Raw genomic sequence first — 15,822 nt, 5'->3', positions numbered from 1 at the left:
ACGAAAAGGGTAATTATAGGGAGCAGTATGATAGACGATTATGGTGCGGATAGTATAAAAATATTGGAAGGTCTCGAAGCTGTGCGAAAGAGACCTGCTATGTATATTGGTAGTACCGGTAGGGATGGTCTCCATCACATAGTTTACGAGGTTGTTGATAACAGTATTGATGAGGCCTCTGCCGGGTTTTGTGATACTATTTCTGTGTGGATAAGGGTGGATAATAGTGTTGTTGTGGACGATAACGGTCGTGGCATACCAGTAGATATTCACAAAATAGAGGGGGTATCGGCGGTCGAAGTGGTGCTTACCAAGCTTCATTCAGGGGCCAAATTTTCTGATGATAATTACAAAATGTCAGGCGGTCTCCATGGTGTAGGGGTTTCTGTTGTTAATGCCCTCTCAAGTTATCTTGAGTTGGAGATCAGGAGAAACGGATTGGTATATGCGCAATCGTATGTTCGTGGTACTCCCAAGGCTCCTTTGGAGGTAGTCGGAAGGACAGCGGGGAGGGGTACAAAGATCACTTTTAAACCGGATGAAGAGATATTTGAGGAGACCGACTTTAGTTTTGAGATTATCTCTAACCGGCTGAGGGAACTGGCCTTTCTTAATCCTGGTGTCAGGATTAATCTGATTGACGAAAGGACGGATAGGAAAAGCGAGTTTTTTTATCGGGGAGGTATCATCTCGTTTGTTGAATACATTAACAGGAATAAAAAGGTGCTCCATGAAGATCCTATCTATGTGAGTGGTTGTAAAAATGATGGTCATATTGAGGTAGCTTTGCAGTATAACGATACGTATACTGAAAACCTTTTTTCTTTTGCCAATAGTATAAATACTACAGAGGGGGGCACTCACCTGGTCGGTTTCAAGTCTGCTCTAACGAGGGTTTTTAATAACTATGCCATCAGTAACAATATCTTAAAGAATGGAAAAGAGTCCTTGAAAGGTGAAGACTTACGAGAGGGTCTGGCATGTGTTATCAGTGTTAAAGTCAAAAACCCTCAGTTTGAAGGTCAGACCAAGACGAAGCTCGGCAACAGTGAAGTAAGAGGGTTGGTTGAGGGGATTGTCTATGAGAAACTAAGTAATTACCTGGAGGAGAATCCTTCTATTGCCAGGCAATTGTTGGGTAAGTGTCTGGAAGCGGCCAGGGCCAGGGAAGCAGCGAGAAAAGCCAGGGAAATGACACGGAGGAAGAGCGCCCTTGAGGTTGGTTCCTTGCCCGGTAAACTTGCCGATTGCCAGGAGAGAGATCCGGCTAACAGTGAATTATATCTTGTTGAAGGGGACTCTGCCGGCGGTTCCGCCAAGCAGGGACGGGATCGAAAGAATCAGGCTATCTTACCATTAAGGGGAAAAGTATTAAATGTTGAAAAGGCAAGATTCGATAAGATGCTGCAAAATGAGGAGATCAAATTTATCATCACAGCTCTCGGCACAGGTATCGGTAAGGACGATTACGATCCCAGTAAATTGAGGTATCATAAGGTAATTATTATGACCGATGCCGATGTTGATGGTTTGCATATCAGGACGCTTCTCTTAACTTTTTTCTTCAGGCAGATGAGAGAGTTAATAGAGAGGGGACATCTTTATATTGCCCAGCCACCACTTTTTAGGGTGAGTAATCACAAAAATGAAATTTATATTTATGATGAAGAAGGGCTGAAAAGCTATATCCTGGAAAGTGGCGTAAAGAAGGTACTTCTTTCCACGGGAGATGGAAGTGGTTCCACACTGACCGGTAAACGGCTTTTGGAACTCATCAAAAAGGCCATCAAAGTTGAAATGATATTAGACAAGTTTGAAAAGGAGGAAAAGAATAGGGAAATTATAAGGATCCTTGCAGAGGATCCGGTATTTGTGATTGATGATTTTAGAGAGAAGCAGACCCTTGCGTTAGTGGCTGAAAGGGCCACCACGGCGATGGGGGAGGAGCGGCTTAGTTATGTCATAGAGACAGATCAGGAACATGGTGGGTACAACCTGGTTTTTCGCATCAAAAGAAACGGCAATATCCTAATTACCTGTATTGATAAGGATACATTAAAAGCTCCAAAGTTTATGGAAGTAAGAGCTCTTTTAAGGCAGATCGGCACCCTCGGCAAGGTACCCTTTAGAGTTGTTATAAATGATGCAGGGGATGCGAAGGTGAGGGAGACTGTAAGTTTAAGCACCATGGCAGCTCTGATAGATTACGTGATCAGTATGGGTAAAAAAGGGTTTTCCGTGCAGCGATACAAGGGTCTTGGTGAGATGAATCCCGAGCAATTATGGAAAACAACTATGGATCCCGAAAAGAGGACACTCCTTCAGGTTAAGGTTGAAGATGCCCTGCTGGCTGATGAGATTTTTACCACCCTTATGGGAGACCATGTCGAACCCCGTAAGGATTTTATTTATAAAAACGCCCTGTTTGCCTCGAACCTTGATGTATAAGTTAGGAAGACTGAAGGCTGAAGAATTTTAAAATAACCTTCAGTCTTCAGCCTTGATTACAAGGACAGCTTTATGGATCAACAGCGTTATCACCATAAGAACATACCGGTTAATATTGAAGATGAGATGAAGAAGTCCTATCTTGATTATGCGATGAGCGTCATCATCGGCAGGGCTATTCCCGATGTTAGAGATGGTATGAAGCCGGTTCATAGAAGGGTACTCTACGCCATGCATGAGATGGGAAACCGGTGGAATAAACCGTACAAAAAGTCGGCAAGGATCGTCGGTGATATAATCGGTAAATATCATCCCCATGGGGATGTGGCGGCCTATGACACAATAGTCAGAATGGCCCAGGATTTTTCTATGAGATACCCCCTCGTTGACGGGCAGGGAAACTTCGGTTCTATAGATGGTGACCCACCTGCAGCCATGAGGTATACAGAAGTGAGAATGGATAGGATTGCCGAGGAGCTTCTGGCCGATCTGGAAAAGGAGACCGTTGATTTCGTGCCGAATTACGATGAATCTTTGCAGGAACCGACCGTCTTACCGTCCAGGATACCTGTGATTCTCTTAAATGGCAGTTCCGGTATCGCTGTAGGTATGGCCACCAATATCCCCCCCCACAATCTCCGTGAAGTCATTAACGGAACAATTGCACTCATGCGAAACCCGGATCTAACAGTAGAGGGACTGATGCATTACATTCATGGTCCGGACTTCCCCACTTCCGGCTTCATCAACGGGAGAGAGGGCATCATCTCTGCATATAAAACAGGAAGGGGGATCATCAGGATAAGGGCAAGGGTCCTGATTGAGAAGAATGAGAAAAAGGAAAGAGAGAGTATTATCATCACCGAACTTCCCTACCAGGTCAACAAGGCTAATCTCGTAGAGAAGATTTCCGAACTTGTGAGGGAAAAGAAGATAAGCGGTATTGCTGATCTAAGAGATGAATCAGACAGGGAGGGTATCAGGGTTGTCATTGATCTGAAGCGGGATGATCCCGCCGGAGTGGTCCTTAATCAACTTTACAAATATACCCAGATGGAGATTACCTTTGGGGTCATTATGCTGGCTATCGAACATGGTCAGCCGAGGGTTTTTAACCTGAAGGAAATCATAGAGAGTTTTGTCAATTTCAGAAAACAGGTGGCTACCCGGAGGACCTCATTCGAACTGGGCAAGGCCAGGGAAAGGGCCCATATCCTTGAAGGACTTATTACGGCTCTCAACCACATCAATGCAGTGATAGAAGTCATCAAGGGCTCAAAAAATCCACAGGAGGCCGCCGTTGTTCTCTGTGAAAAATTTAATCTCAGTGAGGTGCAGGCCAGAGCTATTCTTGAGATGAGGTTACAGCGTTTGACCGGTCTGGAGCGGGAGAAGATTGATGAGGAATACACCGGTGTATCTGAGACGATTGTAAAGTTACAGGGTATCCTCGATGATCCCCGCAAGATTCTGGATGTGATCGTGGCAGAACTTGAGGAGATCAAAGCACGGTACGGTGACGAGAGACGGACGGAAATCATTGTTAGTTCTGAAGATATTGATATTGAGGACCTGATTGTCGAGGAAGATATGGTAGTTACGGTATCTCATTCGGGATACATTAAAAGAAACCCTGTGAGCCTTTACAAGAGTCAACACCGCGGAGGACGCGGTAAGATGGGCATGGGAACTAGAGAAGAGGATTTCGTCGAGAGGATATTTATTGCTTCCACTCATGCATATGTCCTGATCTTCACGAAACGGGGGAGGCTGTACTGGCTTAAGGTGCACCAGATTCCCCGGGCAGGAAGAGCAGCAAAGGGAAAGGCCATCGTCAATTTGATAAATATATCAGAGGGAGAGCGCATCGCTACTATTGTCCCTGTCAGAGAGTTTACCAATGATAAATCGGTGGTTATGGCCACGAAGAAGGGGATCGTCAAAAAGACCGATCTGGGAGCTTATTCCAATCCAAGAGCGGGGGGAATTATTGCTATCGCTATTGATGAAGATGACGAACTTATTGATGTCCAGCTCACGACGGGTGATCAGGACATTTTTCTTGGCACCAGAAAAGGAAAAGCCATCCGGTTTAAGGAGACGGATATCAGATCTACCGGCAGAACTGCCAGGGGGGTCAGGGGTATCCTGATAGATGCCGACGATGTGGTAGTAGGAATGGAGATACCAACGGAGGGAAGTTCCATTCTTACTATTTCCGAGAATGGCTTTGGCAAGAGGACGGCTGTAGCGAAGTACAGACTTCAGAGCAGAAGAGGCAAAGGGATCATCAACTTCAAGACAGTCCGCAGGGTGGGATACGTTTCCGGAATTCTTCAGGTAAGCGGTGATGAGGATGTTATTCTGATCAGTGATACCGGCAAGATTATACGGTTAAAGGTGGAAGAGGTGCCTCTTATCCACCGTGTTACCCAGGGTGTAAAACTGATTGATCTGGAACCTGAAGAAAGATTGGTCGGTCTTGCCCGGGCCGAGAGGGAGGCTGCATCAGACGAAACTTTGTAGCCGCAGGCTTTAGCCTGCGCCTTTTTTTCAAAGGTCTCAGAACATGAAGAGGTACAGGGTGTTTGACCATACGGCGGATTTAGGGGTGGAGATATATGGCAAAACCGTGGAGGAACTTTTTGTCAATGCCGCCTTTGCCATCTTCGATCTGATGACAGATCTGCAAGATGTCAAGATAACCGAGGTACGGGCAATCGTCACTGAGGGAGCAGACTGGGAGGATCTCCTGGTAAACTATCTACGAGATGTCCTTTATCTATTCAATGGAGAGGGTCTGATCCTTAGCGATTATGCAATTGCGGAAATAAACCCTCATCACCTAATGGGGGAGGTGAGGGGAGAACCTTTTGAGCCTAACAGGCACAGGATAAAAACGGAAATCAAGGCCGTGACCTATCACCAGGCATTGATTAGAGAAAATGGGGAAGGATGGGTCGGAAGGGTAGTTTTCGATGTCTGATATTGTGCTGAAGAGGATAGACGAATATCGCTGGATGATTACACCGGTCGGAGGAATGAGGGTCCCGGGAATCATTTATTCAAGCGAGGAGCTTATCAGAGAAATGGGCGCAGGGGAGAGCCCGAAACAGGTAGCAAATGTAGCACATCTACCGGGAATTGTTAAGTATTCTCTTGCCATGCCTGATATGCACTGGGGTTATGGGTTTCCCATAGGGGGGGTCGCAGCTTTTTGTATGGAAGAGGGGATTATATCTCCGGGTGGGGTAGGCTACGATATCAACTGTGGCTGCCGGCTGATGACAACCCGGCTTAGCCTTGATGATATACAGGATTGTCTTAAGGAACTGGTGGTCACCCTATTTCGGGATATTCCCACTGGTGTCGGATCAAGAGGTGTCCTTAAGCTTTCCGAAAGGGAGGAGAAAAAGGTCCTGGAGGAAGGGGCAAAATGGGCTGTAGATCAGGGATATGGCACACCTGATGATCTCACGGCAACGGAAGACGGGGGGAGGATGGAAGGGGCTGACCCGGAAAAGGTCAGTACAAAGGCATTGGAACGGGGGCGAGAACAGCTCGGTACTCTCGGTTCAGGGAATCATTTTCTCGAGATTGAGATTGTGGAAGAGATATTTGACAAGACTATTGCTGCTGCCTTCGGACTCGAAAAAGATCAGATCGCGGTCCTTATTCACAGCGGCTCCCGTGGCCTTGGTTATCAGGTCTGTGATGATTACCTGGCAAGGATGGTAAAGCATAGCGGTGAGTTGGGGCTTTCCCTTCCCGACAGACAACTGGCCTGTGCCTATCTGAATTCGGCTGAGGGCAGGGATTATCTTTCCGCCATGGCCTGTGCCGCCAATTATGCCTGGGCCAACAGGCAGATGTTGATGCACTGGACAAGAGAAACATTTGAAAGGGTCCTCCACAAAAGTCCCCGCGAGATCGGGATGCGTCTGCTCTACGATGTCTGTCATAATATTGCCAAGATCGAGACGTTTCCTGTAGACGAAAAACAGGTAAAACTCTGTGTCCATCGGAAGGGTGCCACACGGGCCTTTCCCCCTGGTCACCCATCACTGCCGGAGCGGTATATCAAATGGGGGCAACCTGTCTTGATACCGGGAGATATGGGGACAGGTTCCTACGTGCTGGTTGGTACAGATAAGGCATTTAATGATACCTTTGGGAGTACCTGTCATGGCGCCGGGCGAGTGATGAGCCGTAACCAGGCCACAAAGGCAAGCAGCGGCAGATCAATTGCAAAAGAGATGGCTGCAAAGGGTATCATCGTCATGGCCAGCGGGAAGGGGACCCTGCGGGAGGAGATACCGGAGGCATATAAGAATTTGGATCAGGTTGTCCATGTGGTACACGAAGCTGGTATCTCTAAAAAGGTGGCGAGGCTGCGTTCCCTTGGGTGTATCAAGGGTTAGAGGTGTGTATCTGTAGAAGGAATGAAGCTGACAATAAACACCAAGTTGCTTTTAAGTTATCTGGCCATGGCCTTGTTGACCGTGGTGGCAAGTGCCTATGCCTTTATAAGTCTGCAAAATCTCAATAAATTGGCCTATGCCATCATCACCCATGATTTTATCGTCCTGGATACCAGTAAGAAGATGATAGATACCCTTCTCGCCCAGGAAAGTGTGGAAAAGAAATATCTTATCCTTAAAGATCCTTCCCTTGCCGCGATATTCTGGACACGAAGTAGAGAATTTAAGGAAAGCCTGAAGGCTCTCGAAAAAAATCGGATTGGCGGCCAGGAGAAGACGCTATCCCGGGTATCGTTGCTGCACGAGCGGTATGGCAATATCTTTTCCCGGGAGATATCGCTAATTCAGGAAAATCTTACCGAAGAAGCCAACACCCTGTCGGAGAATTCCGGGAAAAAAAACATAGAAGCTATAGCTTCGTCTCTACATGCTATCGAGAGGAATGCCCAAAAGAGCATTGATACCCGGATGAACCTGATTAAGGCACAGAGTATAGAGGCATCCAGGATAACAGTTATTCTCAGTTCGGTAAGCCTCATTGTAGGATTTTCTCTTGCCCTACTCATTACCTATAATATTGCCAGGCCCCTCAGGAAGTTAGAAAGGGCAACGGCTCTTATTGCTGAGGGGCAGTTTGATCATAGCTTCAACATGAACCACCCGGATGCAATTGGCAGCCTGGCCCGCGCTTTTCTTATTATGGGTGAACGTCTCAAGGCGCTTGAGGTTCTAAACCTTGATGCGAGCCCATTGACCGGTCTTCCTGGCAATATGGCGATCGAGAGAGAGATTGAAAGACGGCTGTCAGAAAAAATTGTGTTTTCCCTCTGCCATGTTGATCTTGATAATTTTAAACCTTTTGCCGATAAATATGGATATGCATGGGGTAGTGAGGTCATCAAAGAAGTAGCCGATATCCTGATGAGCCATCGTGGGACATCAGGTCAGGACCAGGAAGACGCATTCATCGGCCACATTGGTGGAGATGATTTTGTGATTATTTCCGAACCCGGGCGGGCAGAACACCTGAGCAGGCAACTTATCGCAGATTTTGATCGCCGTATTTTAAAGTTTTACCGTGAAGAAGACAGACTGAATGGATTTATTATGGGGAGAGACAGGAGGGGTACCCAACAAAAATTCCCCCTCATTACCTTGACCGTTGCCATCGTGACCGACGATGGGAGACGTTTTAAAAGTCCTCTCGAAATGGCGATGGCGGCTGCAGAGTTAAAGGAGTATGCGAAAGAACTACCGGGCAGTAACTGTGTTAAGCAGGAAGACATAGATAAAGAGAACAGAGATACTTAAAGCAATGGGCTGCTATATGAAGAGAATACAGAATTTTATCCTCTGGCTGTTTATTGTCCTCTTGGGAGCCTGTGCCCATACTTTACCCCCCCCTATTGATAGGACATCTCCTCCGGGCATCATTTCTCCGTTAAAAGAAAAAACAGACTCAGCCCTCTTTAATGAGGGGATGTTTTATTTAGGTGGTCTTGAGCAGATGGCTGACTATACGAAGGCCAGATCAGCATTTGATGCATTACTGAAGGTGCATCCTGAGAGTAAATGGCGTAGTCTGTCTGAGGTTTTGCTCCGTCTCATTGATGAGATGCAATTATGTAAGGCGAAAAATGTCTCCGATCGGAAGCTGATCGAAAAGGCCGATGCTGATATAGGGAGACTTCGTGGGGAGAATGAACAGTTGAAGAGGGAGATTCGGTTGCTGGACGATAAGTTCCAGGCGGAGATGACGAAACTCCGTCAGGAGAATGAACAACTGAGGAAAGATATCCAGCTCTTAAAAAATTTGGAGATTCAACTGGACAAGAGAGAAAAGATGCTCCGGTAATGAGTATTGCAATCAATGGCCCTGATCATTTCCGATTACCAGGGGTACACCGCATTTGCGATATTGTCAAAAGTTTTATGAAAAAAAGGGAAGTTGATATAAAAGATGAAAGTTTATCAATTCCGGTAGGACAGGCGTCTCGCCTGTCAGATATGAACTCTTTGCTGTTGTTGTATTAAATGATCATGTTCATATGATAATAAACCCTATGGATGCATTACCAAAAATAATGCACAGTATCAAAAGCTTTAGTGCACATCAGATTAACAAAATATCAGATAGAAAGGGCAAAGTATGGCAAGATGAGAACTATGACAGGGTTATAAGGGATGAAGGGGAATTTTTGGAGAAGCTTGGCTATATAGCGAATAATCCTATGAAGGCGAATTTATCAAGAGAATACGGAGATTACAAGTGGTTATACATACAAGGCTGGATAGACACCGATAACATGACAGGCGAGACGCCTGTCCTACCATAGGGGGGAGGTAAGTAAAATATACACAACATATTAAAAATCAAGAGTTTTAGGCATTTTTGTTTAAAGACTTTTGACAAAACCAGATTTAGGTTACAGATAATCAATGATCAATAAAAAAGATATGAGGTAAGTGATTATTCATTTAAGGAGGCACTTAAATGGCAAAGATTGATTTAATGGGGCTCCCAAAAAAAACTCTCGTCGATCTTTTAAAGACCTATTCTAAAAATTCCATGACTGTCGATGGGTTATGGTTCGTGAATGTGGAGGAGAAATTCGGGTTGGATACGGCAATAGAGATAGACACAAAAGTCTGGGAGAGATATGGTGCAACAGAGGCGAGGAGAATAAAGAAGGCATTGCATATCACTGATGGGGGTATTCCCGCCCTTGCAAAGGCCCTCAATTTTCAGATATGGGTTCCAGGTATGGATTACGAATTCCCTGAGGTTACGGAGAAGAGCGTAGTATTCAATGTAACTGATTGCACTGTCCAAAGGGCACGGATAAGAAATAACAGACCAGAGTTTAAGTGCAAACCTGTTGGAGAAGCCCTATTTGCTCCTTTTGCAAAGGCAATTGATCCTAGATTAGAAATGGAGTGTTTAATGTGTCCCCCTGATGAGCATCCAGAGGATGTATGGTGTAGCTGGAAGTTCCGGCTCAAAGATGAACCTACTACAGAAATTAAGGGGGAGGCCAAAATTGATTACTTCGATCTTCCAGAAGGAATACTTGTAGAACTAATAAAGATGTATTCTAAGAATATAATTACTATAGATGGTCTGTGGTTCATCGATATTGAAGAACGGTTTGACCTTGATACGGCTATAGATATAGACATAAAGATATGGGAAAGATACGGTGTGACAGAGGCACGAAGGCTCAAGAGGGTACTTAATATTGCCGAAGGGGGTGGTATCCCGGCCCTTGCAAAGGCCCTCAATTTTCAGATATGGGTTCCAGGTATGGATTACGAATTCCCTGAGGTTACGAATGAGAGGGTAGTATTTAATGTAACAGATTGTACCCCCCAAAAGGCAAGGATAAGAGACAAAAGAGGAGAATTTCCCTGTAAACCGGTGGGAGTAGCCCTGTTTAAAAAGTTCGCCGAGACAATAGACCCAAAACTGAAGATGAGGTGTTTGGTATGCCCACCTGACAGTCATCCAGAGGATGTGTGGTGTAGCTGGGAGTTCCGGATAGAAGAAGAGATGTAGAACATTAAAAAGTTGGCTCTTTCTCATCTTGAGTGGGTAATTTTTCAATCCCCTCTCCCCTTAGTGTATTGTATAAGAAATTCCTTTTTTGAGATTGATAGTAGTATTGAACAGGCTCAAATTATCTTTTTATCCTTAGGAGGATTAAAATGATGAAGAAACTATTTTTGTGCGTAGGTATTTCGGCGCTTCTTATGTTTTTTTTCACTTTCGAGTTGGCAAGGGCCAGCGGAATGTACGTAGAAGGCGTGGGTACAAGGGCAATGACCATGGGTGGTGCGTTCACTGGATTAGCAGATGATTCATCTGCAGTTCACTGGAATCCCTCGGGTCTTGCACAATTAAAAGGGGCAGGGTTCGCGGCTAGTCTTTACACAATGAGCTCTTTCTTGCGGGACCGTAATTCTGTAAGCAACCTCGATCCGGCTGAGCAAGATTGGACTAAAGGAGATTATTTTAGCCGAGTCTATCCTACCGAACCCAAACAGTTTGATGATTACAGGGAATTTTGGCCGTTTGCTGCTGCCATGCCTGCTATCACGGCACACAAAAATTTCGGTGATTACACCATTGGAGTAGGCGCTTTCCCCATTGCCGGCGCCTATAGCAGGTGGGAAGATACGATAAAAGACACTACGGATGCAGATATCGATGCATCCCTTTTCTTCATGGTAATGCTTATGGACTTTAATGTTTCCATTGCAAAAAAGATTACTGACAAATTATCGCTGGGTGTCGGTTTAGACCTTGTGTATTTAAAGTTACAAGGAGATATTGAAAAGGATTACAGGAACTCAAACGTCTCCTGGCAACCCGATTACAGCTCCGGGATTGACGCAGAAGCGGATGGAATGGGGGTGCAGGGCGTGATAGGTTTTTTATATAAATTTTCCCCCAAGTGGAGCCTGGGAGCGATCTTCCGCACCGGAGCCAAATTCGATGTTAACGGTGATTTGGGTGCCTGGTTCACAATCCGCGGACCTGATGGCCAACCGATGATGGATCTTGAACAAAAGACCAACTATTATCATGAGTTCGTCTACCCTCCTTCCTGGGGTGTGGGGATAGCTTATAAACCGACGCAAACTCTCACTTTGACGGCTGACTGGCAAAGGATTGACTGGACTAAATTTAAGTGGCCCTTCGCAGATCTACATCTTGAAAAAAAAGAGCCTTTGCTGAAAGAAGATATTGTAAAAGATCCGGATTGGTCTGCCGCCGATTCATATCGCTTCGGATTAGAGTATAAGTACAATAAACGTTTAACTCTAAGGGGAGGGTACATGTCTGATGACTCCGGGGTACCTAATGAAGCAGCAGGTTTTGCTACATCCATCATTGGAGACCCCATCCAGTATGCTAATATTGGCTTTGGTTATCAATGGGATGTATGGAATTTAGACTTCATGGTAGGTACCGCGTGGGGAGAACCCTATCCCGGCGTGAAACATAACTGATATGACCTTGCCTTTACTTTCTCTCGCCAGTTTGGCGGAGGAAGTAAGGAATTGCCCAGGTCTTGGGCAACAGATGAAGGGAAAAAAGTAAAAAGCCATGAGTCATCCTTTTTTTATAAAGAAGTTGTTTTTTCTCCTGAATATCTATTTGATGGGGATAACTTGAGATTCAGGGAGATAGATCCGGCCAACTCTGTGGGGTTTGAATATTTCCGTATCTTTTCCGGGGAATATGGTGATTGGGTTACAACTGATCTGCAGGTGAGATTCCCTATAATGATTCACAGGAAAAAACTTTTTAGGAATGCCAGTGCTAATTTCAATCTAACTAATTTCAATCTAAATACCGATGTTGACCGGAACAAAATGGACGACACCCTTACGACCGAGTGGAGAGTCATGTATGAAATCCATAATGCCTATGCTAATTTCAAATTAAATGATGGAAGATCAAATATTAAGATCGGTCACTTTGATGTACCTTTCGGCCTTGAGCCTCTTATAGATACCCATCCTACCCTTTTGCAAACCCAGGCCTCAAAAAATATCGGTTTTAAGCGGGATTGGGGGTTCTCTGTTAATGGCGCGCTCCCCTCATTTGATTACGAAGTTGCTGCTACTCTTGGTACCGGAGGGATGGAGAAAATATCGAGAGAGGACGGGAGTTACCTTCTGTCCGGAAGGATCGGCACACCTTCCTCGGAAAATTTCCAGTACGGTTTTTCTCTCCTTTATGGGCGTGTTTTTCCGTCAGTGTTTGGAACTGGTGATTATCTTTTTGAAGAGGCTCTCCTCCGGAAGAGAGTGGGCCTGGATAGCCAATATTTGTACCGTCCATATCTCTTCAAGGTGGAAATTGCTTATGGAAAGGATGAAGACCGTCACGTGTTGAGCAGTCTTTTTGAAGTAGATTATACCGTGCCTAAGTATCAAAAATGGCAGCTTGAAGCCCAAATCAAATCATTTATTAACGATCTGGAGAAAGGCGGTTCTGATGATACAACCATGACTTTAGGGGTATCTTACAAAATGACCAATGAAGTTACCTTAAGAGCCAACTATATCCATGACTTCAATCTCAGATTAGGTGGAGAAGAAGATATTCTCGGTTTTCAGTTATATTATTATGGTCAATAACTTTGTTCATCTTATTTTGTAAAACATAGATGACGATAAATGTGCGAAAAGGGATAGGATTTCTGGTGATCCTTATCATCCTCATGGGAGGATTTGTTTGCCCTGCCCTTGCCGCTGTTGGGTGCACATTACGGGATCCAGACCGGGACGTGAGAAGACTCTTTCCCCAATCAACCGGATACAAAACCACTTTCATTGCCATAAAGGAAAGAGGAGGGGAAAAACTCCTCAAAAGGATTGAAGAGAAACTGGGAGAAGGTTTTGAACCGATATATGAAACCATTGATGTTCCTTATGCTTTTTATACGATACTGAAGCAAAAGGAAATAATCGGCTATATTCATGGCGTGAACCAGAAGGGAGAATTTGGAGGATTGCAGCTTATTCTGGCCACTGATTTGGCCGGAAAGATCCTTAGTTTCTATTGCCAGAGAATCACCAATCCCGAAAGTAAGAAATATAGGGACCCAAAATTTACAGATCAATTTAAGGGATTAACATTAGCTGATTTTTATTTCTACGACCCCCAAAAAGGCAACATCTCTGATACTACTAATCCCCTTTCCAGAATCAAAAACCCGGGCCAAAGAAATGATACCGACTTCAAGGCCATCCTGAGGGGCTTGAAGAAAAACCTGATCATCTTTGATGAATTTATCGGTGGCAACCGGTATGATGAAGTTTATGAAAGGATAAAAGCCCATGGAAAACATCATTGAAGCAGAGGGGCTAAGCAAGGTTTACCTTAGGGGAAAGGAAAAGATACCTGCCCTGGGAGGGATTGATTTGAGTATTGTTAAAGGAGAGTTTGTCTCTGTTGTGGGCCCCTCAGGATCTGGAAAAACCACCCTTTTAAACCTTCTCAGTTGCCTTGATACTGCCACTTCCGGAAGTTTAAGAATAAAAAAAAGGGATGTTAGCAGGTTACCTGAAAATAAACTGGTAAAATTCAGACGAGAATATATGGGATTTGTATTCCAACAATTTTTTCTCCTTCCCACCTTAACCGTTCATGAAAATGTCGAATTGCCACTTTTATTCAGAAGAAAAAGAACAGAAAGTTCAAAGATAGGATTGATTCTGAAAACGGTGGGATTAGAAGATAGAGCCGATCACCTTCCGTCCCAGCTCAGCGGAGGAGAGATGCAGAGGGTGGCTATCGGCAGAGCACTGATCAACGAACCAGAAATAATCTTTGCCGATGAACCAACCGGAAACTTAGATTCCATGACCGGTAAAGACATCTTTGATTTATTCAGAAACCTTAATCAAAAGGATATTACGGTGGTTGTTGTCACTCACAATCAGGAGTTGGCGGAAACAGCAGATAGAGTAATCCAGTTATTGGACGGAAAAATCTCAACTGTCCGGGAAAAGAATAAAACGAATACTGTCTGAGAAAAAAATTAGGGGAGATAACCATGCGGTTTTTAACCTTGGCATATAAAAACCTGAAACGAAGAAGGATCAGAACTATTCTTACCATCCTTGGTGTGGGGATAGCGGTAGCCGTCCTGGTGAGTCTTTTGGGTTTCAACACCGGCTATAAGACAGCCCTTAACAGAGACATTGAAAGGATGGGTTACCAGGTGATTGTCACCGCCAAAGGATGTCCTTATGAGGCGGCAACCATGATGCTTAAGGGGGGTGGTGGATTGAGATATATTACTGAAAATCTTTTCTCTCAGATAGCCGGCAATCCTCTGGTAGACGAAATCACACCCCAGTTAATCGAGGTTGTTCATGATCCTGACCTGCCCGAAGGGGGTGGTTTTCGCTATTTCCTCGGTATTGAAATGAAAAGCTTTCATGACCTCAGGCCATGGATAAAATTCAAATCCGGAGGTTGGTTTTCAGGGAATAATGCAGATGAAGTAATTATGGGTTATGAGGCAGCAGAACTGGAGCAGAGGCTGGTGGGTGATAAAATATTCATCCCGGGTGTCGATAAAGTCCTTACAGTAGCGGGTATCTTTGAGCGGGTGGGCACTCAGGATGATGGAATCATGTTCCTCCCCTTAAAGACCTTGCAACGGATCTTTAAAAGAGAGGGAAAACTTACCGGGATGGGACTAAGATTAAAAGATATGGATAGGTATCCGGAATTTGAAGAGGAGATATTCAAAACTCCGGAAATTCAAGTGATCAGTATGTCTAAGGTTAGAATGGTAATCCTGAACCTTATCGGCCGGGCAAGACTTATGGTTATGTCGGTGGCATTCATTGCTATATTTGTAGCTGTCATCGGTGTAATTAATACCATTCTCATGTCTACCTTTGAACGTACCCAGGAAATAGGGATAATGAAAGCCGTGGGCGCTTCTCGATTCCATATTTTTAAACTGATCTGGTTGGAAACCATTCTTATCTGTGCGGCTGGAGGGATCGCCGGTGCAATAATTGCGATTTTTGCCTCAAACATTGTGGAGTATCTGGCAAGAAAGGTTTTACCCTATGTGCCAAGCGGCAAGCTGGTCATGATAACCCCTGATTTACTCTTAATCTGCTTTTTGGGCGCAATAGTTATGGGGCTTTTGGCAGGAATATACCCGGCACTCAGGGCTTCCGGGAAAAGACCGATTGAAGCAATAAACATAGCGTTATGAAGTCTGCATAAGTGCCGCTCTTTTGCAGTTTGATTTTTATATTTTCCTTGCTATACTTACGAACAACGCAACCATAAAAGAAGGGGGGTGTCAAGAACAAATGAATTGTCCGCTTTTGTAGCAAATGAATTGTCCGC

At 44.7% G+C, this 15,822-nt stretch carries 13 protein-coding genes; all 13 read left to right on the top strand.

Annotation, left to right across the window (positions count from 1 at the left end; genetic code table 11):
* Nucleotides 1-27 precede the first annotated feature (27 nt).
* The 13 genes from gyrB to QMD03_02240 all read left to right on the top strand — a co-directional run bounded on the left by gyrB (nt 28) and on the right by QMD03_02240 (nt 15,685).
* Nucleotides 28-2,448: a DNA topoisomerase (ATP-hydrolyzing) subunit B gene (gene gyrB, locus QMD03_02300; GenBank protein MDI6776063.1), complete on the top strand. Its 2,421-nt coding sequence runs from the start codon at nt 28-30 to the stop codon at nt 2,446-2,448.
* Nucleotides 2,449-2,520: 72 nt separating this feature from the next.
* Entirely contained in the window at nt 2,521-4,974 is a 2,454-nt protein-coding gene (gene gyrA, locus QMD03_02295) for a DNA gyrase subunit A (protein ID MDI6776062.1), read from the top strand.
* Nucleotides 4,975-5,017: 43 nt separating this feature from the next.
* Nucleotides 5,018-5,434, top strand: coding sequence for an archease (locus tag QMD03_02290; protein MDI6776061.1), 417 nt, complete (start codon nt 5,018-5,020; stop codon nt 5,432-5,434).
* Nucleotides 5,427-6,869 carry an RtcB family protein gene (locus tag QMD03_02285; protein MDI6776060.1) on the top strand — a complete coding sequence of 481 codons (1,443 nt, stop codon included), beginning with the start codon at nt 5,427-5,429 and terminating at the stop codon, nt 6,867-6,869. The genes QMD03_02290 and QMD03_02285 overlap by 8 nt, the downstream gene beginning before the upstream one ends.
* 21 nt (nt 6,870-6,890) lie before the next feature.
* The gene (locus QMD03_02280; protein ID MDI6776059.1) at nt 6,891-8,240 is read left to right on the top strand and encodes a diguanylate cyclase; all 1,350 of its coding nucleotides are present in this window, start codon (nt 6,891-6,893) and stop codon (nt 8,238-8,240) included.
* Between the two features lie 16 nt (nt 8,241-8,256).
* The gene (locus tag QMD03_02275; GenBank protein ID MDI6776058.1) at nt 8,257-8,784 is read left to right on the top strand and encodes a hypothetical protein; all 528 of its coding nucleotides are present in this window, start codon (nt 8,257-8,259) and stop codon (nt 8,782-8,784) included.
* A 115-nt stretch (nt 8,785-8,899) separates the two neighbouring features.
* Nucleotides 8,900-9,265: a transposase gene (locus tag QMD03_02270; GenBank protein ID MDI6776057.1), complete on the top strand. Its 366-nt coding sequence runs from the start codon at nt 8,900-8,902 to the stop codon at nt 9,263-9,265.
* 158 nt (nt 9,266-9,423) lie between these two features.
* Nucleotides 9,424-10,485, top strand: a complete 1,062-nt coding sequence (locus tag QMD03_02265; GenBank protein ID MDI6776056.1) for a DUF6125 family protein — start codon at nt 9,424-9,426, stop codon at nt 10,483-10,485.
* A 149-nt stretch (nt 10,486-10,634) separates the two neighbouring features.
* Nucleotides 10,635-11,942, top strand: coding sequence for an outer membrane protein transport protein (locus tag QMD03_02260; GenBank protein MDI6776055.1), 1,308 nt, complete (start codon nt 10,635-10,637; stop codon nt 11,940-11,942).
* A 51-nt stretch (nt 11,943-11,993) separates the two neighbouring features.
* Nucleotides 11,994-13,079, top strand: coding sequence for a porin (locus QMD03_02255; GenBank protein MDI6776054.1), 1,086 nt, complete (start codon nt 11,994-11,996; stop codon nt 13,077-13,079).
* Between the two features lie 41 nt (nt 13,080-13,120).
* Nucleotides 13,121-13,798, top strand: coding sequence for a hypothetical protein (locus tag QMD03_02250; GenBank protein ID MDI6776053.1), 678 nt, complete (start codon nt 13,121-13,123; stop codon nt 13,796-13,798).
* The gene (locus QMD03_02245) at nt 13,782-14,477 is read left to right on the top strand and encodes an ABC transporter ATP-binding protein (protein MDI6776052.1); all 696 of its coding nucleotides are present in this window, start codon (nt 13,782-13,784) and stop codon (nt 14,475-14,477) included. Before QMD03_02250 ends, QMD03_02245 begins: the two co-directional genes overlap by 17 nt.
* Before the next feature lie 23 nt (nt 14,478-14,500).
* A complete protein-coding gene (locus QMD03_02240) occupies nt 14,501-15,685 on the top strand; it encodes an ABC transporter permease (GenBank protein MDI6776051.1) in 1,185 nt (394 codons plus the stop codon).
* The last annotated feature ends 137 nt before the right edge of the window (nt 15,686-15,822 follow it).

Source organism: Syntrophales bacterium, assembly GCA_030018935.1.
GTDB lineage: Bacteria > Desulfobacterota > Syntrophia > Syntrophales > CG2-30-49-12 > CG2-30-49-12.
This window is presented reverse-complemented; position numbering and strand designations above follow the sequence as displayed.

Bases quoted from the DNA above. Each gene is read 5' to 3' on its own strand.
- gyrB (MDI6776063.1), top strand. From the start codon at position 28: ATGATAGACGATTATGGTGCGGATAGTATAAAAATATTGGAAGGTCTC.
- QMD03_02240 (MDI6776051.1), top strand. From the start codon at position 14,501: ATGCGGTTTTTAACCTTGGCATATAAAAACCTGAAACGAAGAAGGATC.
- QMD03_02265 (MDI6776056.1), top strand. From the start codon at position 9,424: ATGGCAAAGATTGATTTAATGGGGCTCCCAAAAAAAACTCTCGTCGAT.
- QMD03_02290 (MDI6776061.1), top strand. From the start codon at position 5,018: ATGAAGAGGTACAGGGTGTTTGACCATACGGCGGATTTAGGGGTGGAG.
- QMD03_02245 (MDI6776052.1), top strand. From the start codon at position 13,782: ATGGAAAACATCATTGAAGCAGAGGGGCTAAGCAAGGTTTACCTTAGG.
- QMD03_02260 (MDI6776055.1), top strand. From the start codon at position 10,635: ATGATGAAGAAACTATTTTTGTGCGTAGGTATTTCGGCGCTTCTTATG.
- QMD03_02280 (MDI6776059.1), top strand. From the start codon at position 6,891: ATGAAGCTGACAATAAACACCAAGTTGCTTTTAAGTTATCTGGCCATG.
- gyrA (MDI6776062.1), top strand. From the start codon at position 2,521: ATGGATCAACAGCGTTATCACCATAAGAACATACCGGTTAATATTGAA.
- QMD03_02285 (MDI6776060.1), top strand. From the start codon at position 5,427: ATGTCTGATATTGTGCTGAAGAGGATAGACGAATATCGCTGGATGATT.
- QMD03_02275 (MDI6776058.1), top strand. From the start codon at position 8,257: ATGAAGAGAATACAGAATTTTATCCTCTGGCTGTTTATTGTCCTCTTG.